General features: G+C 64.7%; 17 protein-coding genes. 8 read left to right on the top strand and 9 right to left on the bottom strand.

The genetic code is table 11. The features are described from left to right. Positions 1–24 precede the first annotated feature (24 nt). The 7 genes from AB3K92_RS11645 to AB3K92_RS11615 all read right to left on the bottom strand — a co-directional run bounded on the left by AB3K92_RS11645 (position 25) and on the right by AB3K92_RS11615 (position 8,933). On the bottom strand, positions 25–924 hold the full coding sequence (locus AB3K92_RS11645; protein ID WP_124468646.1) for a hypothetical protein: 900 nt from the start codon (positions 922–924) through the stop codon (positions 25–27). Further along, positions 924–1,484, bottom strand: coding sequence for an NlpC/P60 family protein (locus tag AB3K92_RS11640; protein ID WP_046549398.1), 561 nt, complete (start codon positions 1,482–1,484; stop codon positions 924–926). The genes AB3K92_RS11645 and AB3K92_RS11640 overlap by 1 nt, the downstream gene beginning before the upstream one ends. After that, complete coding sequence (locus AB3K92_RS11635) at positions 1,484–4,378, bottom strand: type VI secretion system Vgr family protein (protein WP_081057292.1); 2,895 nt, start codon at positions 4,376–4,378, stop codon at positions 1,484–1,486. The genes AB3K92_RS11640 and AB3K92_RS11635 overlap by 1 nt, the downstream gene beginning before the upstream one ends. Positions 4,379–4,815: 437 nt before the next feature. After that, positions 4,816–5,676 (bottom strand): alpha/beta fold hydrolase, encoded by an 861-nt coding sequence (locus AB3K92_RS11630; RefSeq protein WP_369465094.1) that lies wholly within the window; start codon positions 5,674–5,676, stop codon positions 4,816–4,818. Between the two features lie 109 nt (positions 5,677–5,785). Continuing rightward, positions 5,786–6,703, bottom strand: a complete 918-nt coding sequence (locus tag AB3K92_RS11625; protein WP_021157347.1) for a LysR family transcriptional regulator — start codon at positions 6,701–6,703, stop codon at positions 5,786–5,788. Between the two features lie 185 nt (positions 6,704–6,888). Further along, entirely contained in the window at positions 6,889–7,134 is a 246-nt protein-coding gene (locus AB3K92_RS11620) for a DUF3717 domain-containing protein (RefSeq protein WP_042973317.1), read from the bottom strand. 263 nt (positions 7,135–7,397) lie between these two features. Next, the gene (locus AB3K92_RS11615) at positions 7,398–8,933 is read right to left on the bottom strand and encodes an amino acid permease (RefSeq protein ID WP_042973318.1); all 1,536 of its coding nucleotides are present in this window, start codon (positions 8,931–8,933) and stop codon (positions 7,398–7,400) included. 609 nt (positions 8,934–9,542) lie between these two features. Here AB3K92_RS11615 and AB3K92_RS11610 point away from each other — a divergent pair. From AB3K92_RS11610 to AB3K92_RS11590, 5 genes are all read left to right on the top strand, one after another. After that, positions 9,543–11,075 carry a diguanylate cyclase gene (locus AB3K92_RS11610; protein WP_124590089.1) on the top strand — a complete coding sequence of 511 codons (1,533 nt, stop codon included), beginning with the start codon at positions 9,543–9,545 and terminating at the stop codon, positions 11,073–11,075. A gap of 164 nt (positions 11,076–11,239) precedes the next feature. Then, on the top strand, positions 11,240–12,310 hold the full coding sequence (locus AB3K92_RS11605) for an FUSC family protein (protein WP_021157352.1): 1,071 nt from the start codon (positions 11,240–11,242) through the stop codon (positions 12,308–12,310). 328 nt (positions 12,311–12,638) lie between these two features. Further along, on the top strand, positions 12,639–13,973 hold the full coding sequence (gene argG, locus AB3K92_RS11600) for an argininosuccinate synthase (RefSeq protein WP_021157353.1): 1,335 nt from the start codon (positions 12,639–12,641) through the stop codon (positions 13,971–13,973). A gap of 223 nt (positions 13,974–14,196) precedes the next feature. Further along, positions 14,197–14,694 carry a shikimate kinase gene (locus AB3K92_RS11595; protein ID WP_175851130.1) on the top strand — a complete coding sequence of 166 codons (498 nt, stop codon included), beginning with the start codon at positions 14,197–14,199 and terminating at the stop codon, positions 14,692–14,694. Positions 14,695–14,745: 51 nt separating this feature from the next. After that, on the top strand, positions 14,746–14,880 hold the full coding sequence (locus tag AB3K92_RS11590) for a hypothetical protein (protein WP_260435709.1): 135 nt from the start codon (positions 14,746–14,748) through the stop codon (positions 14,878–14,880). 67 nt (positions 14,881–14,947) lie between these two features. Here AB3K92_RS11590 and AB3K92_RS11585 read toward each other — a convergent pair whose 3' ends face one another. Together AB3K92_RS11585 and AB3K92_RS11580 are read right to left on the bottom strand one after the other, a co-directional pair. Beyond that, positions 14,948–16,258 (bottom strand): MFS transporter, encoded by a 1,311-nt coding sequence (locus AB3K92_RS11585; protein ID WP_059586089.1) that lies wholly within the window; start codon positions 16,256–16,258, stop codon positions 14,948–14,950. Positions 16,259–16,474: 216 nt separating this feature from the next. Next, positions 16,475–17,557, bottom strand: a complete 1,083-nt coding sequence (locus AB3K92_RS11580) for a tartrate dehydrogenase (RefSeq protein ID WP_021157358.1) — start codon at positions 17,555–17,557, stop codon at positions 16,475–16,477. Between the two features lie 108 nt (positions 17,558–17,665). Between AB3K92_RS11580 and AB3K92_RS11575 the strand changes: the two genes are divergently transcribed. The 3 genes from AB3K92_RS11575 (at position 17,666) to AB3K92_RS11565 (ending at position 20,564) form a co-directional block, all read left to right on the top strand. Beyond that, positions 17,666–18,586, top strand: a complete 921-nt coding sequence (locus tag AB3K92_RS11575) for a LysR substrate-binding domain-containing protein (protein ID WP_059859312.1) — start codon at positions 17,666–17,668, stop codon at positions 18,584–18,586. A gap of 197 nt (positions 18,587–18,783) precedes the next feature. Beyond that, complete coding sequence (locus AB3K92_RS11570; RefSeq protein WP_059554568.1) at positions 18,784–19,296, top strand: helix-turn-helix transcriptional regulator; 513 nt, start codon at positions 18,784–18,786, stop codon at positions 19,294–19,296. Next, positions 19,293–20,564 (top strand): type II toxin-antitoxin system HipA family toxin, encoded by a 1,272-nt coding sequence (locus tag AB3K92_RS11565; protein WP_021157361.1) that lies wholly within the window; start codon positions 19,293–19,295, stop codon positions 20,562–20,564. Before AB3K92_RS11570 ends, AB3K92_RS11565 begins: the two co-directional genes overlap by 4 nt. The last annotated feature ends 24 nt before the right edge of the window (positions 20,565–20,588 follow it).

Raw genomic sequence — 20,588 nt, 5'->3', positions numbered from 1 at the left:
CGATTTTTTGATTTGCAGCGATAGTTAACGTGCCGGGCTCGAAATAACCAGAATCGATAAATTCGCATCCGAATCGTCGATCCGGCCTGTTGCAGGAAGCGACGCACCGTCGCGCGGGGTCAAGCCGCACGTGAGCGACAACAACGGTCGTCCGCCCATCCAGTCGGGGCTTGGCTGCGACAGGCTCACTTTGACCGGCGCCCTGTTTATGAAGGAAACGGGCACCACGTATCGCTGAACCAGAATCTGTCCGGATCCCGCATCCATCGCGTGCAGCCTTTGTGTCACTTGCGCGACGTCGCCGCAGTGCTGCTCGACGAGACGGGCAAAACGCGCACTCGTCACCTCATCGAGACTGAACTGCGGCAGTGCCTGATAGCGGATGGTCAATACGCCCGTCGAATCAGCCGGCACTGGAATGACCCAGGAGTACGACACGAAACCTTCCCAATCGCGGCCATCGCTCAGTTTCATTCCCAACTGAGGTTTAATTCGAGCAACTTTCGCGAGATCGCTCTCTTCACTCGGAAGCGGATCCAGGCCTGCCGCCCTTACCTCGCCTGTCACGTCCTTGCCGAGAAAAAACGCGCGCCGCCCAGTGACGAGCGGAATCGCTTTTCCGTCGAAGGTCACCTTCAAATCAGAAAAGCTTTTGTCATAATTCTCCTCGCCAGCGCCAAGACGGTGAAACAGTGGTGTGTATGCGTAATACCCCCTCTTCACCAAAGCATGCGTTTCATTACTCAATCGTGCGGAAACGGTGACTGTTTTCCCATCCAGCGACACCTCGACGTCAGATGGCCGGGCGTTGCCCTGTATCGCGCCGATCGTCAGCGGCACCGCATCTTCGAACTCGAAGGCCTGTGTGCATGTGGCCGCCATCGTCATAATCGCCCCGATCAAAAATCGCTTCGCACTCTTCATCATTTGCAATCGTCGGCAGACGGTAGGATGTAGTATCGATACACCGTGTACGGATCGCTCCGAAATACTTCGATGTTGTACGGCCCGTATGGGTGGTGAGTCCGGCCATTGAACGCAGTGTACATGTTGTTGTACTTTTTCTGCCCGCGCTTGTACAGGTTTCCGTCATATTTCGGGCTGTCGGGCGTAAACGGCGCATAGATTGCCATATGGCCATCCCAGAGCAACACGTCTCCCGCCTGCAACTTCTGTTTCGCCGGATCAATTTTACGAAAGCGATTCGTGGTTCGCGCAAAAGCCGCAAATGACGCAGTCGTCTGATATGGATAGGGAAATCCGGCCTCCACATAAATCTTGTTCGTCGACCCCGAACAGTCTCCGAGAACGGACTTTTCCGACGCAGCGCCAACCATGCGATATGGCGTACCTTCCCATGTGGCCGCCACGTTCACGACTTTCCAACCTTCGTCTTCGGTGATGAATCTGCCAGCCGTGCAATCCTTGCCCGCTGTGATGGTCGTATCACTCGTCGCGGATGAGCTCAATGTAACTGGATCCATTAGTTCACTCCGGTGTCTGCGGGATAGTCATCATGATTGCCGGGCCTATAGAGCAAATCCACTTTTACGATCTTTTCGCTGGTAAACAATGAGGTTTTGCCTTCGTCATCGGTCATGCCCTCGATGAGGCGACCGTCCTCCGCACGTATCTGATAGGGCATGTTCGCGATCGGCTCGCCAAAAGCATCTCGCACGACGAAATGCTCGTCGTAGACGTCATCCACGATTTCAAAGTGGACGGGCTGTCCGACGTAGCCTTCCACGACTTGCGTTTTTCCGCTCGCATCGGTCGTGCCTTCGATTACGTCATCGCCGATCGACATTCGGTATTTCTGATTCGGGACGGGCTTACCGTCATGCGATCGAAGCACAAAGTGCTGGTCGCCGGATTCCTGCTTCGTTATTGGCATGACAGGCAGGGGCACCGTTGCGCTTGCTGCGCCAGTCTTTTCCCACGATGCACACTTCTCCAGGATCTGCCCGGGCGTGCCGTTTTCGATCCCGCTACCGCTGATCTTGATGTATGAGCCGCCCGCTCCGACCCAGATCTCCTTTTCAGCTGACAGCACTACTCTTCCATTGCTGCTTGTGATTGTGACGTCCTTGAGGGCGGCGAGTGCCATGGCATTTCCTTGCGCCTGGAGTTCCACCTTCCCGTGGGCCGCAAACAGCTTCATGCCAGCGTTCTGAACAAAGATACTGAGCTTTTCACCGATGGTCGCAAGCAGGGATTTGCCGGCCACAACGTGCGTACTTTCGCCGCTGACGAGGTTAACGTGCTGATCTGCTGCAACTTGCGTTGACTGTTGAGTGGACAACGCAATGCCCGCCGGGCTCGCCATCAGCAATATCGGCTTCGAGAATCCATTTGCATTGCCCATTCCGCCACCCGCAGTTCGACCGCCCGTCGAAGCGCCGGCGGTATTCTGCTCCATCGCAGCACTGAAGGCCTTGAGCGCACCATACCCCTCTTTCGTGCCTTCCGCGCGAGCCTGGACACTGGCATCCGATAAAGTCTCCATCAGACTCTCGGCGTTCACGAGTTGTCCTCGCGATTCGCCTGCATCCAATGCCTGGCTGCTCATTTCCTTCGAGTGTGTGCTCACGTAAAGCCCACGATTCGCTCGCACAGCACCGTAATGGTCCGTCTTCAAGTCAAAGCCGCTGCCGAGATACGAGCCGCGCATATTGCCGCTCTGCTCAACTAGGTACCCGAGATGCAACAGGCTGTTGCCGGTGCTGCTCATCAGCCGAACGCGGTTTTGTCCAGTAGCGTCGTCCAACGCTAGTTCGTTAAAGCCGGCCCCGGCGTATTCCTTAGTCCGGTAACCCGACAGAATGCCGTTGCTGTGCCACTGAGGCCGGACGGCGCCATTGAATACGCGATGCAAAACAATTGGGCGATCACAGTCCCCCCCGACATGCCCTACGATGACCTCTTCGCCGACACGCGGAACGTGAATACCGCCGTACCCTCCGCCTGTATCCGATTGCGCAACGCGCACCCAGCAAGAGGCCTTCTCGTCGCCAGGGTTGAGACGATCCCAAATGAACCGGATCTTGATCCGGTTGAGCGCATCCGTATAAACCTCTTCACCCTTTGGTCCAACCACCATCGCCGTCTCCAGATGCATCACCGGCTTCGTGTGCTCAAACGGACTGCGGTACGGGACCGTGACACGCTGCGCTTCGACCTGTACTAGGAAGAAACCTTCGCTGCCGTCGGAATGGCGAATCGTGAGCGACGCGTCGCCCGAGTAGCCGGCCATGGCTTCATCGACCCGCCCCTTCAGGCTATGCGGAAAGTTCTTTTCTTGTCCGGAAAGCGGCAGATTATTCTCGATATACCGGGAAACCTTGATCGCAGCGAATTCCCGTTGGCTCTCCGAATCGCTGTCGTGCTCGGGGTGATTCTCCAGACGGAAACGAAGCCCAGCATCAATGCCACGGACACCGCCCGCGCCATGGAAGCGCTTTGCGCGCGATTCCCATTCTTCAAGATGGATTTGGGTCAAATGATCGCCACGATCCTGATCCGAATAGGTGTACGCGCCCGTGTACGAATAGATCTCGAGCTGGCTGGGCAAGTCGCCTTGATCCAGCCGCGACGGCAACGACGTGCCTTTCGGGCTGAACGACGACGCGGGGGCCTTGTAGTCGAATGTTCGGGTCGTGTAGGTCACGCTTTGCAGCGTGCGCGATCCGGACCACTGGGTGAACGCGTTGGCCTCGCTATTCGCGCCTGAGCGGTAGAACCGCACGGTCTCCGGAGACATCTTGTCCAGATTGTGGATATCGTCGACGATCACGAACGTATGCGACTTGCCGTCGTTCGCCTGTCGCCAGAAGCCGTACAACCCCTCGGACTCCAGCAGCCGATGCACGAAATTCCAGTCCGTTTCGCTTTGCCGGCAATATGAGCGCGATGGCAGCGGCTTGGACAACACGAACTGGAATTGCCCTTGCGCCTGAGGATGCGCGTTGAACACATCCGTGACGATCTCGTCGACCGGTTTGTCCTGCCAATGCCGCATATCACTGCGGAACTTCAGGAAATGCATCCACGACGCGAAACTCAACTGATAGGCAGTCAAGCCGCCATCGGCGCCCAATCGGCGGGCCGTATGGATATAGCCGTTGATCGGCAGATAAGATTTGTCCTCTTGCTGAATCCACAACGTCATCTGTTGTGCGATAAGCGTCTTCAGTTCGATGTCGCCAGCCGTTGATACCATGTCAAGCTCGACGGCGAAATCCCGGCCTAATTCGACATGGGTAACCGCCCTGCGGGGTAATAACGTATTGCTGGGTAGACTCGGAATTTCAGATTTCAGCAGCCGGTCTTGCTGAATCAGGCCACCGCGAATGGCCTGTGCCAGTTCGATCATGTTCATGCGTCACTCGTTCGACATTCTTATTGGATACGCCCGCGCCCATGCCCGCACTTTGCTGCGAACAAATGGTTCCCCGACCTCACGTGCCGCCACAGAACCACCCCGGAAAGACTGGGAATTTACTACATGTTGATTCTTAAAGAAACGCTCGAGCGACATCTCCGGCCCATTTCCATTAGAGATCTAGCCCTAACTGCTCACAGCAAGGTAAAAACACCATCCGCTCAATATCGATTCAGAAAAAATACCGACACAGTGCGGTCACATACTCAACTCGGCGTCCGTGAGGTCGCCATTTCTTGTTTCAACCCGATGGTTGTCGTCTTATGCAGTCCCCCTCGTCGGTCTCGCGCGGGTCAACTGCACAGGCGCGAACGATTCCTCTGTTTTCAGGCCAGGACGGCGGATCAACAACTCATCGCACGACCATCCTGCGCTCACACCCCATGCCGCGTCAGGAAATCCTTCACCGCGTCGAGCACGTCGTCGGTCCGCTCGCGGTGCGGCATGTGCCCGCACCGGCCGAGCAACAGATAAGACGACGGCCCCGCGACGCGCGCGGCGATCCGCTTCGGATGCACGTCGGACCCGTATTCATCGTCTTCGCCGTGAATCGCGAGCGTCGCGCATTGCACGCGCGGCAGTTCGTCGTCGAGACTCCAGTGGCGAAACGCCGGCGACAGCCACGTGTCGACCCACGCGCGCAGCACCCATTCGGCCTTGTCGCCGTGATAGCGCGCGAGCCGGTCGAGCTGACCTGGCTCGTCGAACTGCTGCCCCGCATCGCGAATGCCGGCCAGCGTGCGATCCTCGACGAATGCCTGCGCGGCGATCGTCACGAGCGCACGGCAACGCGCCGGATAAGCGGCGGCACACCCGACCGCCATCCCGCCGCCGACGCTGTGCCCCAACGCGACGAACGCGTCGACATCGAGTTGGTCGAGCAATGCGGCGAACGCATGGTCGGCCTCGTCGCGCACGAACGTCGTGCCGAGTTTCCCCGGGTGCCGGTCCGAGCGGCCGAAGCCGAGGCGGTCGTAGGCGATCACGTCGCGCTGGGTGGCGCTCGCGAGCTGCGCGGGGAAGTCGCGCCACAGGTCGACGCAGCCAAGCGAATCGTGCAGCAGCACGATCGGCGCGGCCGGCTTAGGTGCGGCCGGCTCAGGCGTGGCCGGCTCGGAGGCGGCCGGCTCGCCCGCACCCGCTGCCCGTTGCACCGGGCCGCCGCGCCAGCGTTTCACGAAGAGGCGCCCTTGCGGCGTCTCGACGGTTGTCTCCTCGATCGGAATGTCGGTCATGTGCCTGTCGTCTGCATGAAAGCGGCCGCGCCTCGGCGGCCTTGCCGGATCCGGCGATGTTGGCCCGCGCCCGCGCCCAGCGTCAAGCAAGCCCCCACCGCCCGCGCGTTCATTCGGGCTGCGGCGGCAGATACTCCATCTGCGCCTCGTCGTACAGCCGGTAGATCAGCGCCTGCATCGCGCGGATGTCTTCCGATTCGTCGAGCATCCGCATGCTCATGATGATCGGCGACACGAGGTTCGGATCGTCGAGCGGCTTGTAGCTGATGTCGTCGCGCTTCAGCCCGTACACGCTGTGCGGCACCACCGACACGCCCTCGCCCATCGCGACGAGACCGAGCGCGATCTGCAGTTCGCGCGTCTCGTAGATCTTGCGCGGCTGCAGCGCGCGATCGTGAAAGGCCGCGAGCACCTGGTCCGCATAACTCGGGCGCGGCGCCTTCGGAAAGATGATCAGCGTGTCGTTCACGAGATCGTGCAGCGACAGCACGGGCTTCGCGCTGTCGAGCACATGGCCGACCGGCAGCGCGACGATCATCCGCTCCTCGCGCAGCACGACGCGCCGCACGCTCGGGTCCTCGTGGCGGATGCGCCCGAACCCGACGTCGATGCGCCCTTCCTTCAGCGCCTTGATCTGGTCCATCGTCGACATCTCGTGCAGGCTCAGCTCGACGGCCGGATACTCGCTGCGAAAGCGCCGGATGATCTTCGGCAGCATCCCGTACAGCGTCGAGCCGACGAAGCCGACCGACATGCTGCGTTCGATCTTGCCGACCCGCTTCGTCATCGATTCGAGCTCGGTCGTCTGTGCGAGCAGCTGCACCGCGTGCGAATAGAAGAAGCGCCCCGCGTCGGTCAGCTTCAGCGGCCGCGCGTTGCGCTCGAACAGCGGCACGCCGAGCGCTTCCTCGAGCTGCTGGATCTGCCGGCTCAGCGGCGGCTGCGCGATATGCAGCCGTTCGGCCGCCCGCGTGAAATTCCGCTCTTCGGCAACCGCGACGAAGTAGCGGAGGTGTCTCAACTCCATGTTCGATGTCTCCCGGACAGCGATCCGGCGGTCAACCCCGGCCGGACGATGTCGTCACGATACCGCAGGCGGCGCGATCCGCCACGCACGGCCCCCGCCCGGCGCCACCCAAAGCAAAACGGGAAGCCCGCGAGCTTCCCGTTGCCTGATCGACGCCGCGGCATGGCGGCGTCACGCGCCGTCCGTCACACCTCGGTCGCGTAGAGCGCGTCGCGCTGTGCGTCGCTCAGCGAGTCGAGCGGCACGTCCGGCAGCTGGTAGCAGATCATCGTGCCGTACAGTTCCGCGAGGCAATTGCTGCCGGCATCGAGCGCGTAGCCGTCCTCGCCGTCGGGCGCCGGCGGGTACACTTCACGCCACGCGTTGATCGCGGCTTCGATTCGCACGATGGAAACGGGTCCGGCCTTCCGCTCGGCGGGTGATGCGCTCATGGATTCCTCTGGGTTGCGCGCTCCGCGGGCCTATCGGCCCGGATGGAACGATGAAAACGCCGGGCATCTCGCCGGCCGCCGCACCGCGCGCGCGCCGGATGCCGATCCGCGCTGCGCGCCCCGCGCCGGCCGGGCCATGGCCCGGTAGGGTCGGGCAATATAACCGGCTTTGACCCCGTGCAGGCAAAAGCCGGGCAAAAAAAACGGGAAGCGCGCGGCTTCCCGTTTCATCGCATGCCGCGCGGCTGTACGCCGCGCCCGCGTCAGCCCGCGGTTTCGCGGTTCGCCACCGGCTGCCGCTGCGCGCCGCGGCTCGCGGCGATCCACGGCGCGATTTCCATGTCCTCGTAGCGCACGAAACGGCTTTTCTTCAGGAACCGGAAGCCGAGCCACACGACGAGGAACAGCGGAATGCCGACATAGGTCGCGGCCACGCCGGCCCAGTCGATCCGGTTCGCGAGGAACGCCTGATAGTCCTGCCCGAGCGCGATCACGAGGCACAGCACGAACGCGAACAGCGGGCCGAACGGGAACCACTTCGACTGGTACGGCAGCTGGTCGAGCGCGTAGCCCTGCTTCACGTAGCCCTTGCGGAACCGGTAGTGGCTGACCGCGATGCCGAGCCATGCGATGAAGCCCGTCATCCCCGACGTGTTCAGCAGCCACAGGTACACGGTCTTGTCGCCGTACAGCGACGTGAAGAAGCACAGCGCGCCGACGGCCGTCGTCGCGTACAGCGCGTTGCGCGGCACGCCGCCGCGCGACAGCTTCGCGAAAATCCTCGGCGCACGGCCTTCGGTCGCGAGGTTGTAGAGCATCCGCGTGGATGCGTACATGCCCGAGTTGCCGGCCGACAGCACGGCCGTGAGGATCACCGCGTTCATCACGCCGGCCGCGAATGCGAGGCCCGCGTGGCGGAACACGAGCGTGAACGGGCTCACGCCGATGTCGGTCACGTCCGTCTTCAGCAAGTTCGGGTCGGTGTAGGGAATCAGCACGCCGATCACGAAGATCGCGAACACGTAGAACAGCAGGATCCGCCAGAACACCTGGCGCACCGCGCGCGGGATCGTCGTGCGCGGGTTTTCCGATTCGCCGGCCGCGACGCCGATCAGCTCGGTGCCCTGGAACGAGAAGCCGGCGATCATCGCGACGCCCATCAACGCCGGCAGGCCGCCCGCGAACGGGGCGTCGCCGATCGTCAGGTTGCCCCAGCCGTTGCTTGGCGCGCCCTTCAGAATGCCGAAGATCATCAGCAGGCCGACGCCGATGAACGCGACCACCGTGACGACCTTGATCAGCGCGAACCAGTATTCGGCTTCGCCGAAGCCGCGCACGGTCAGCGCGTTGAGCAGGAACATCACGCCGAGGAACGCCGCGCTCCACCACACGCCGGGCACGTCCGGAAACCAGTAATGCATCACGAGCTGCGCGGCGACGAGCTCCACCGCGATCGTCACGGCCCAGTTGTACCAGTAGTTCCAGCCGAGCGCGAAACCGAAGCCCTCGTCCACGTATTTCGCGCCGTAGGTCGCGAACGAGCCCGACACCGGCATGAACGCGGCCATTTCGCCGAGGCTCGTCATCAGGAAGTAGACCATCAGGCCGATCAGCATGTACGCGACCATCGCGCCGCCGGGGCCGGCCTGCGAGATCGACGCGCCGGACGCGACGAACAGGCCCGTGCCGATCGAGCCGCCGATGGCGATCATCGTCAGGTGGCGCGCCTTCAGCGCGCGATGAAGCTTGGGTGGGTTCGCGGACGAACCGGGTTGGTCGGATTTCGGAAGTGCGGACATAAACGAGACGAACGTTGAGCGGGCCGGCATCCGTAGCCGGCGCATGCGGAATCGGAGCGCGGGGCGCGTCCTGCGATGCATTCGATGCGGCCCCGATACGCGTTGCGCGGCGGGCGCCTGCGGCGAAGCGCGGATTCTACCTGATTCGTCACGGGGGCAGCTCAGGTGCCGCCACCCGCGGCCGCTCCGGAGATTTCGCAGAATCAAGGGGTTGGCCGCGTCGCGACCGGGCCGGCCGGGCCGTCGCCGCGCGCCGGTAAAAAAACCATGCGCATCGGGTGGTCATCCGGTTTTCCGCTGCCACGGTGTTTCTCCGCCACCTTGTCGCCACCTTGTCGCAATCCGCCAGCTACCGCGACGGCACACATAATCGCCGGGTAATCACGGGATTATTCAGACAAAATGACCGATATCGGCAATTGATTCAAATCAAATCACCCGCACCTAAAGCGGTAACGATGCGTAACCGTTTCAAATCGCCGCCCGGGCATGCATCTTTTGCATGCGCACACGAATGCCGCGAATTCGCGAGATAATGCGGCCCGATTCGAAATCAACAGCGAGCGGAATCGCCAACGACGCGATATCCGCCGCCCGCCGCCCTCGAGGATGAAGTCATTCACGCTGCCCGCCACGCTGCGCCGCCATACGGCGTCGATCGTGGCACGCATTCTGTCGCCCCGCGGCGTGCTCGTTGCGGGGATTTTGCTGCTGATGTTCAGCTGGGGGCTTTCCACGGCGCTTTTAATCGAGGCGCGACGCGATGCATATGACCATGCGGTCGAAAATGCACGCAACCTGATGCTGCTGATCGAACGCGATATCGCGCGCAATATCGAGCTCTACGATTTGTCGCTGCAGAACGTCCTCGACGGCGTCGCCGATCCGGAACTGACCACATTGCCGCCCCGCCAGCGCCATCGGCTGCTGTTCGACCGCGCCGCCACCGGCGAATATCTCGGGTCGCTGTTCGTGATGGATGCGCACGGCAATATCGTGATCGATTCGAGCGCATCGCCCGCGCGGCAAGGCAACTTTGCGGATCGCGACTATTTCGCCGTGCACCGCAACGATGTCGCGCAGGGCCTCTATATCAGTCGGCCGTACGCATCCCGGCTGCGCGGCGGCGCGCTGACGATCGCGCTCAGCCGCCGGATCACGCTGCCCGACGGCTCGTTCGGCGGCATCGTCGTCGGCACGCTCAGCATCGACTACTTCCGCGCGCTGCTCGACGGCCTCGCGGTCGGCAAGCACGGGAGCGCGGCCATCGCCGAGCTCAACGGCACGCTCGTGAGCCGCCTGCCCTACGACGCGCGCGTGGTCGGCATCGACCTGCGCGGGTCGCCGCTGTTCATCGAGGCGCTGCGCAGGCAGGAAGGCGTGCTGTCGGGCGTCGGCAGCATCGACGGCGTGCGGCGCGTCTATGTTTACAAGCATCTTGCCGGCCTGCCGCTGATCGTCGACGTCGCGCCCGCCGAGGTCGACATCTACGCGTCGTGGCACCACCGCGCGATCTGGACCGTCGTGCTGATGTGCCTGTTCACCGGGTTCATCGCGTGGGGCTCGCTGGCGCTGTCGCGCGAACTGAAGCGCCGGCAGGTCGCCGAATCGAAGCTGTACCGGCTCGCGCACACCGATGCGCTGACGGGCCTCGACAACCGCGGCACGTTCGACACGGTGCTCACGAAGGAGGCGCAGCGTGCGTCACGCAGCGGCCGCCCGCTGTCGGTGCTGTTCGTCGACGTCGATCACTTCAAGGCGTTCAACGACTACTACGGCCATCCGGCCGGCGACGACGTGCTGCGGCGCGTCGCGCAAACCGCGTCGCGCTGCCTGCGTCGCGACAGCGATCACGTCGCGCGCTATGGCGGCGAGGAATTCGTCGTCACGCTGCCCGACACCGATGCGCAAGGCGCGGTGACCGTCGCCGAAGGTATCCGGCGCGCGATCGCGGAGCTCGGCATCGAGCACGTGAAAAGCCCGTACGGACGTGTCACGGCGAGCATCGGCGCGGCGACCTCGGCCGACGGCCGCCTGAATGCCGCGACGCTGCTGCAGCGTGCCGACGAGGCGCTGTACCGGGCGAAGTCCGGCGGACGCAACCGCGTGCTGGAAGCGCTGCCGGGCACCGCGGACGCATGACAGCGCGCTGACGTGACGCGAAGCCGCGCGGCGGCCGACCCCGCCGGACGACCGCGCCCGTGGACAGCCCTGCCGCGTTCGGCTAGCGTTACGTCTGCTGCGCACGCGGCGCGGCGCCGGCCCGCGCAGGCCGCGATGCGCGTTCCGGCCACTCCAGCTCCGCCATGACCACCCCGTTCCCTGCCCGGCTGCCGCCGCTCCTGCGCAACGCGCTCCGCCCGCTGCTCGACCCGTACCGCCGCTACCGGCACGCGAAGCTGATCCATGCGGCGCGCGTCGCGCTCGCGATTCTCGTGTCGATCGCGCTGTCCACCGGCCTGAACGTGCCGCACGGCGAGTGGTCGACGATTACCGTGCTGATCGTCGTCGGCGGGCTGCAGCATCACGGCAACATCCGCAAGAAGGCGGCCGAGCGCGCGCTCGGCACGTCGATCGGCGCGCTCGCGGGGCTCGGGCTGATCCTGCTGTATTCCGCCGCGCACGCGCCGATCGCGATCTACCTGCTGATGGCGCTCGCGTGCGGCGTCTGCGCGTATCACGCGATCGGCAAGGCCGGCTACATCGCGCTGCTGTCGGCGATCACGATGGTGATCGTCGCCGGGCACGGCGACAACGAGATCGTCGACGGCCTGTGGCGCGCGGTGAACGTGCTGATCGGCATCGCGATCGCGCTGGCGTTCTCGTTCGCGCTGCCGCTCTACGCGACCTATTCGTGGCGCTACAAGCTCGCCGACGCGCTGCGCGCGTGCGCGGCCGTGCATGCGCGGGTCGCGGGCGACCGCCAGGTGAGCGACGACGCGCACCTGAAGGAAATGGCCGCGCTGAGCGCGCTGCTCGTGCAGTTGCGCTCGCTGATGCCGTCGGTGTCGAAGGAATGCGAGACGTCGATGACGCAGCTCGAGGCGATCCAGCGCAGCCTGCGCCTGTGCATCGGCTACCTGGAGATCCTGTCGAGCGCGGTGCCGGCCCGCGACGACCTCGCGGCCCGCGAATACATGCGCGTCGACATGAAGGCCGTGAACCGGCGCATCCGCGATACGCTGGTGGGCGCGAGCCGCGCGCTCAAGTTCGGCACGCCGAGCCGGCTCGCGCCGCGCCGCCGGCCGGCCGAGCCAGCGCACGACGCACCGCCGCCGCAGCTGTCCGGCTACGTGTCGATCACGGCCAAGCTGGCCGGCGAAGTCGATCAGTTGCGCGAGAAGCTGCTCGATACCGCCCAGTCGTGGAATATCTGACGCTCGCGGGCATCCGGGCTTTATGCCGGCGTCTTTCATATTCCTTTCGGCGCGACACACCGGCATCCCGACCGCTGCAGCCCGGCCATCCGGCCGATCCGGCCCCGGAAACACGGCCGGCGTCCGCGCTCATCGGCGCCTGATTTGCCGTGATTTCGCGCCGTCCCGGGCGGCGTTCTCCACCCGGTTAACCGCCCGTCAGGCCCGCCGCGACAGGCCCGGCGACGGTTCCGGACAAAAATCAACCCTTGCCCCAACCTCCCGGACAGCCGATACTCGCATATTCCGCGAAATACGATCCCACCGGCTTCAATCCACGGTAATTCCTATGAGCACGATTCTCGAAAGCCTCCCGACCGGCCAGAAGGTCGGTATCGCCTTCTCCGGCGGCCTGGACACCAGCGCAGCGCTGCACTGGATGAAACTCAAGGGCGCCGTCCCGTACGCATACACGGCGAACCTCGGCCAGCCCGACGAAGACGATTACGACGCGATCCCGAAACGCGCGATCGAATACGGCGCAGCCGGCGCCCGCCTGATCGACTGCCGCGCGCAGCTCGTCGCAGAAGGCATCGCGGCGTTGCAAAGCGGTGCGTTCCACATCACGACGGCCGGCGTCACGTACTTCAACACCACGCCGATCGGCCGCGCCGTGACGGGCACGATGCTCGTCGCCGCGATGAAGGAAGACGGCGTCAACATCTGGGGCGACGGCAGCACGTACAAGGGCAACGACATCGAGCGCTTCTACCGCTACGGCCTGCTCGTGAACCCGGATCTGAAGATCTACAAGCCGTGGCTCGACCAGACGTTCATCGACGAGCTCGGCGGCCGAGCCGAAATGTCCGAGTTCATGAACCAGGCAGGCTTCGCGTACAAGATGTCGGCCGAGAAGGCCTACTCGACCGATTCGAACCTGCTCGGCGCGACGCACGAAGCGAAGGATCTCGAAAGCCTCGAGAGCGGCATCAAGATCGTGAACCCGATCATGGGCGTCGCGTTCTGGCGCGACGACGTGAAGATCGCCGCGGAAGAAGTGACGGTGCGCTTCGAAGCCGGCCAGCCGGTCGCGCTGAACGGCGTCGAGTTCACCGACCCGGTCGAGCTGCTGCTGGAAGCGAACCGCATCGGCGGCCGTCACGGCCTCGGCATGAGCGACCAGATCGAAAACCGGATCATCGAGGCGAAGAGCCGCGGCATCTACGAAGCCCCGGGCCTCGCGCTGCTGTACATCGCATACGAGCGTCTCGTCACCGGCATCCACAACGAAGACACGATCGAGCAGTACCGCGAGAACGGCCGCCGTCTCGGCCGCCTGCTGTACCAGGGCCGCTGGTTCGACCCGCAGGCGATCATGCTGCGTGAAACGGCCCAGCGCTGGGTCGCGCGCGCGATCACCGGCGAAGTGAAGATCGAACTGCGCCGCGGCAACGACTACTCGATCCTGAGCACGAAGTCGCCGAACCTCACGTACCAGCCGGAACGCCTGTCGATGGAGAAGGTGGCATCGACGTTCTCGCCGCGCGACCGGATCGGCCAGCTGACGATGCGCAACCTCGACATCACCGATACGCGCGACAAGCTGCGCGTGTATTCGCAAGTCGGGCTGCTGACGCCGGGCGAAGCATCGGCGCTGCCGCAGATCAAGGGCGACGACAAGTAAGTCGCGTCGCTCGACGCCGTGCCGCATCGCTGGATGCGGCACGGCCGGGCAGGCTGCGCGGGTCGATCCTCTTCTTCACGCACGCAGCCTGCCGCTCCCGTCCTCTCCCCCGCCTTTCCGCTTCCCCTTCCGCAGTTGCATCACGCCGCGTAGCGCACCAACGGCACTGCGCCGCCGCACCAATCATGGCAAGCTGCGAGTCGTTCGATTTCTTCGTTGACTCATGACCACCCTGACCGTCATCCACCTGAACGGCCCGATCAACAGCGGCAAGACGACGATCGGTCTCGCGCTCGCCCGCATGCTGCCCGATGCGCGCTTCATCGACGGCGACGATCACGATGCGCCCGAAGACGCACCGTTCGACGTGCAGTGGGCGATCGCGCTCGAGCGTCTCGTCACGCAGATCGCGAACACGCGCGAGCGTCATCTGGTCATCGCCTATCCGATCGGCGACACGGAATTCGGGCGACTGCGCGCCGCCTGCGAGGCGCGCGATGCGCGGTTGTTCGTCGTGACGCTCGCGCCGCCCGAAGCGATCGCGTCGTCGAATCGCGGCTCGCGCGCGCTGACTGACTGGGAGCGGAGCCGGATCGCCGAGATGTATCGCGAAGGTTATGCGTCGCGGCCATTCAGCCAGATGGTGCTCGATACGTCGGACGCGACGCCCGACGCCTGTGCGGCGCGTATCGCGCGGCACGTCGCTGCGACGGCGTCGTAGAGCGGCACGACGGTCACCGTCACGGCGAACGGCACGACCGGGACCTTCACGATGGATTCGAGCTTCGTCAGCGAGCGTTTCCGTTTCAAGGCCGGCGACGTCGACCGGACGGTTGTGTCCGGCACGCCGCCGACGACGCCCGGCACGGTCGTGAAGTTCCATGCGCTGACGCTCACGCACAGCTGATCGTGCCTCTCGGTGCACGAAGCCGGGCGGGCTCGCGATACGCGCCGTCCCGGCGCACCGGCCGCGCCTACGAGTGATGCCGCACGCCCGGCACGGCCGCTTCCTTCTCGCCCTTGCGGCTCAGCATCAGCGTGACGACCGCCGACACCGCGAGCGTGCCCGCCACCACGTAGAGCCCCGCGGCATAACCACCCGTCACGTGCTTCAGCCAGCCGATCGCGAACGGCCCGACGAACCCGCCGAGGTTGCCGATCGAGTTGATCATCGCGATGCCGGCCGCCGCGCCGGCACCCGACAGGAACGCGCTCGGCATCGCCCACAGCGGCGCCTTCGCGGCACTGATCCCGATGTTGACGACGACTAGCGCGAGCACGGTGAGCAGCGCGGTGCCCGCCTGCCCCGCAAACACGAAGCCGATGCACGCGAGCACGCACGGAATCACGACGTGCCAGGTGCGCTCGCCGCTGCGATCCGAATGCCGCGCCCAGGCGATCATCGCGACGACCGCGGCGATGCTCGGGATGCCGGTGAGCAGGCCCGTCTGCAGCGCGGTGAAACCGAACTGCTTGACCATCAACGGCGCCCACAGGCCAAGCGTGTACAGCCCCGCCGACGTGCCGAAATAGATCAGCGCAAGCGCCAGCACGCGCGGATCGCGCAGCGCCTGCCACGCGCCGGCGGTATGCCCGGCATGCGTGTGGCGCGCATCGGCTTCGGCTTTCAGCTTCGCGACCAGCCAGTCGCGCTCGTCCGCCCGCAGCCATCCGGCCTGCGACGGCGAATCGGTCAGGCACCTGAGCACGACGAAGCCGAGCGCCACCGCCGGCAGCGCTTCGACGATGTACAGCATCTGCCAGTCGGCGAGCCCGAACATCGGCGGCATCTGCATGATCGCGCCCGACAGCGGCGAACCGATCGCGGTCGAGATCGGCGCGGCCGCCATGAACCACGCGGCGGCCACCGCGCGCTGCTTCGCGGGAAACCACAGGCTCAGGTACAGGATGATGCCGGGGAAGAATCCGGCCTCGGCCATGCCGAGCAGGAAGCGCAGCACGTAGAAGCTCGTCGGCCCGGCCGCGAATGCGGACACGGCCGACACGATCCCCCACGTGACCATCACGCGTGCGATCCAGATGCGCGCGCCGACGCGATGCAGAATCAGGTTGGACGGCACTTCGAACAGGAAGTAGCCGATGAAGAACAGGCCGCCGCCGAACCCGAACGCGGTCGGCGACAGGCCGATCGCCTTGTTCATCGTCATCGCGGCAAAGCCGACGTTGACGCGATCGAGAAAGCTGACGAAATAAAGCAGCATCACGAACGGAATGATGCGCCACATCAGTTTCCGCGCGACGCGGGTTTCCAGATCCGCTTGCATGTGTCTCCTCCTTCGAGGTCGAGCCGTGCTCTGTCCGTGAATGCTTGCCGGCGCCGCCGCGAAGCGGGTGCCCGGGCGCCCGGGTGCCCGGCTCGCGTCGGATGCGCGAGTCGCGGGCAGGAAAACGAGGACGAAGAACGGGCGACGGCCGCTTACCGGTTGCGCACGCGCGCCGCCGCTACGTCGCGGCCCGCCCGCCCATCGCCGCCCGTGTCGTCAGGCGGCGATCGCCGCGTTCGCGACACGCTCGCAGACAGCCGCCGTCACCTGCGCGGTCGTCGCGCTGCCGCCGAGATCGCGCGTGTGCAGCGACGGGTCGGACGTCACCGCCTCGATCGCCTGCATCACGCGCGCGGCGGCTTCCGCTTCGCCGAGGTGGTCGAGCAGCATCACGACCGACCAGAACGTGCCGACCGGATTCGCGAGCCCCTTGCCCATGATGTCGAACGCGGAGCCGTGGATCGGCTCGAACATCGACGGATAACGACGCTCGGGATCGATGTTGCCGGTCGGTGCGATGCCGAGGCTGCCGGCGAGCGCCGCGGCGAGATCGCTGAGGATGTCCGCGTGCAGGTTGGTCGCGACGATCGTGTCGAGCGACGCCGGCCGGTTGACCATGCGCGCGGTCGCCGCGTCGACAAGCTCCTTGTCCCACGTCACGTCGGGAAACTCCTGCGCGACCTGCTTCGCGATCTCGTCCCACATCACCATCGCGTGCCGCTGCGCATTGCTCTTGGTGATTACGGTCAGCAGCTTGCGCGGGCGCGACTGCGCGAGCCGGAACGCGAAGCGCATGATGCGTTCGACGCCGGCGCGCGTGAGGATCGACACGTCGGTCGCGGCCTCGATCGGATGGCCCTGGTGCACGCGGCCGCCGACGCCCGCATATTCGCCCTCGGAGTTCTCGCGGACGATCACCCAGTTCAGGTCGCCGGGCCCGCAGCGCTTCAGCGGCGCGTCGATGCCGGGCAGGATGCGCGTCGGGCGCACGTTCGCGTACTGGTCGAAGCCCTGGCAGATCTTCAGGCGCAGCCCCCACAGCGTCACGTGGTCGGGCACGTCGGGGTCACCCGCCGAGCCGAACAGGATCGCGTCCTTGCCGCGCAGCGCGTCGAGGCCGTCGGCCGGCATCATCGCGCCGTGCTCGCGGTAATGATCGGCGCCCCAGTCGAAATCCTCGAACTCGAACGCGAAGCGGTCGCTGCCGCGGGCCAGCGCTTCCAGCACCTGCTTGCCGGCCGGCACCACTTCCTTGCCGATCCCGTCGCCGGGAATCGTTGCGATACGGTAGGTCTTCATGCGCACATCCTCGATTGATCGTCAGCGTGGAGGCACTTTACCGAACCAGGAGTGCGGGAACCGGTGCTAGACTCAAAGCATCTTTAACTTGAATTCATGAATCCCGTCATGGCGGATACCGTCCAGCCGGCCGATCTCGGCTTCTTCTCGACGCTCGCCGCGTCCGGCAGCCTCAGCGCGGCCGCGCGCGAACTCGGGCTGACCGCGGCGGCCGTCAGCAAGCGGCTCACGCAGATGGAGCGGCGCGCGGGCGTCACGCTCGTGAACCGCACGACGCGGCGGATGATGCTGACGCCGGAAGGCGACGTGTATCTCGACTACGCGCGCCGGATCCTCGACCAGATGGACGAACTCGGCGAGTTGCTCGGCAGCGCGAAGCAGCGCCCGAAGGGGTTGCTGCGCGTGAATGCGACGCTCGGTTTCGGGCGCAGCCACGTCGGCCCGGCGATTTCGCGCTTCGTCGCGCGGTATCCGGAAGTGTCGGTGCAACTGCAGTTGTCGGTGATGCCGCCGCCGCTCACCGACGACGCGTTCGACGTGTGCATCCGCTTCGGCGAGCCGCCCGATTCGCGCGTCGTCGCGCGGCGGCTCGCGCCGAACCGCCGGCTGCTGTGCGCGTCGCCCGCCTATCTCGCGCGGCACGGCACCCCGGGCGCGCCGCACGACCTGACGCGGCACAACTGCATCGGCATCCGCCAGGGCGACGAGGGTTACGGCGTCTGGCGCCTGACGAGCGGGCGCGGCACGGCGCGTAATACGGAAGCCGTGCGGATCAACGGCAACCTGACGACGAACGACGGCGAGATCGCCGTGAAGTGGGCACTCGACGGGCACGGAATCCTGATGCGCGCGGAATGGGATCTGCGCGACTACCTCGCCGACGGCCGCCTGGTCGTCGTGCTGCCCGATCACGAAACGCCGGGCGCCGACATTTATGCGGTGTATGCGCAGCGTCACCAGATGTCCGCGAGGATTCGGGCGTTCGTGGATTTTCTGGCGGAGGAGCTGGGGCGGTTGAGGACGGTGTAGGAATCGGCACGGCACGCCCGGTGTCTCCGCGCACACGGCACGGAAACAAGAATGCCAATATTTTGGCTATTTATTTGAGAAATAGCCAAAATATTGGCATCCCGCATAGTCGACCAGCCCGCGAGACGCCGATGAACCGCACCGATTATGCTAATATTCTGGCATTTCCGTTAGCAAAACGTTGAAATATTAGCCTCATGGCAAAGAAGACCGCCCCGCTCCTGCCGGTATCGAACCAGCTGCTCGCCGAATTCGGCGAGCGGCTGAAACTTGCGCGCCTGCGCCGGAAACTGACGGCCAAGCAGGTCGCGGAACGCGCCGGCATGTCGCCGATGACGCTCCGTTCACTCGAAGCCGGCGGGTCGGGCGTCACCATGGGCGCGTATCTGTCCGTCATGCAGGTCCTGGGGCTCCAGAACGATCTGGAAAATCTCGCTGCCACGGACGAATTCGGACGCCAGCTTCAAGACGCGCGGCTCGTCAAACCGAGGCCCGATCGACGAACCGTGCCGCCGCCGTCTTCTGCCTCAGCATCGGAGCCCAAACGGCGCAATCGTGCAACCGCGTCTTCCACCACGAAAGCGACCGACACAGGCAGCGCCGCCTCCGACACCACCGACCACGGCGATGTCCGCGGCACGACGGCGGCCGACCTTGCCGCATTGCTGAAGCCGGCACGAAAGCGGCATGGGGAGCATCGAGGGAAATGACGACGATCGGTATCTACGCAGATTGGGACGGTTTGGCGGAACCGCAAAAGCTCGGACTCCTGCACAGCCGCAAGACGCGGGCGAGCGAACGGTTCGAGTTCCAGTATGCGTCTGCCGCGCTGGCGGCACCCGAATTCGCGAACGTGCAGATCGATCCGGCAATCGGTTGCTTCGACGGCCCCCAATACCCGGCCCCACCGCGAGAGACGTTCGGCGCCTTCGCCGACTCCAGCCCCGATCGATGGGGCCGCATGCTGATGGATCGCAGGCTGGAGCGTGACATTCGCGCCGGCCTGCGACCGAAAGGCACTCGCCTGCACGAGTCGGACTACCTGCTTGGCGTGCACGACCTGTACCGTGTCGGCGCATTGCGTTACAAGCTCGACGACACCGGAGAATTCCTCGACGACCGTCACGATCTTGCCGCACCGCCGTTTGCCGAGATCCGTGAACTGGAGCGCGCGAGTCGCGCGCTGGAGGAAGACGTCGACAATACCGCCCCGAATGGCCGCGACTGGCTGTCGATGCTCATCGCCCCCGGCGGCTCGCTCGGCGGCGCAAGACCCAAGGCAAGCGTGGCCGACGATCAAGGCCGCCTTTATATCGCGAAGTTTCCGAGCGCGCGCGACGACTACGACGTCGGCGGTTGGGAGATGGTCGTCAATGCGCTGGCGGTGGGTTGCGGCCTCAACGTCGCGCACGCCGAAGCACGAAAATTCGCCAGCGAGCATCACTGCTTCCTGGTTCGGCGATTCGATCGGACGGCGGAGGGCCGACGCCTGCATTTCGCGTCGGCGATGACCATGACCAACCACGTCGACGGCGACGACGCGTCGACTGGCGTCAGCTATCTTGAACTGGCCGAAGTGCTCATGCGGCACGGCGCGCAGCCGAACGCCGACTTGCGCGAGCTGTGGGCGCGAATCGTCTTCAACTTGCTGGTCTCGAACACCGACGATCATCTTCGCAATCACGGCTTCATTCTGGTACCGGGTGCGGGGTGGCGGCTCTCGGCAGCCTACGACATGAACCCTGTCGCCGTCGCCGACGGGCTGAAACTCAACATTACGGAAGCCGACAACGCTCTCGACCTCGAACTTGCCCGCGAGGTATGCGAATATTTTCGGCTCAAGCTACAGGACGCCGACGAGATCATCGCCGACTTCAGCAGCATCGTCGGCCAGTGGAGAACGCTTGCGACACGGCTCGCGCTCCCTGCAAGGGAACAGGAACGCATGGCCGGCGCGTTCCATCTCGCGAGCGCTTGATCGCGCTACATCCATCGCGCCTCC

Source organism: Burkholderia sp. Bmkn7, assembly GCF_041103175.1.
GTDB classification, from domain to species: domain Bacteria; phylum Pseudomonadota; class Gammaproteobacteria; order Burkholderiales; family Burkholderiaceae; genus Burkholderia; species Burkholderia cepacia.
This window is presented reverse-complemented; position numbering and strand designations above follow the sequence as displayed.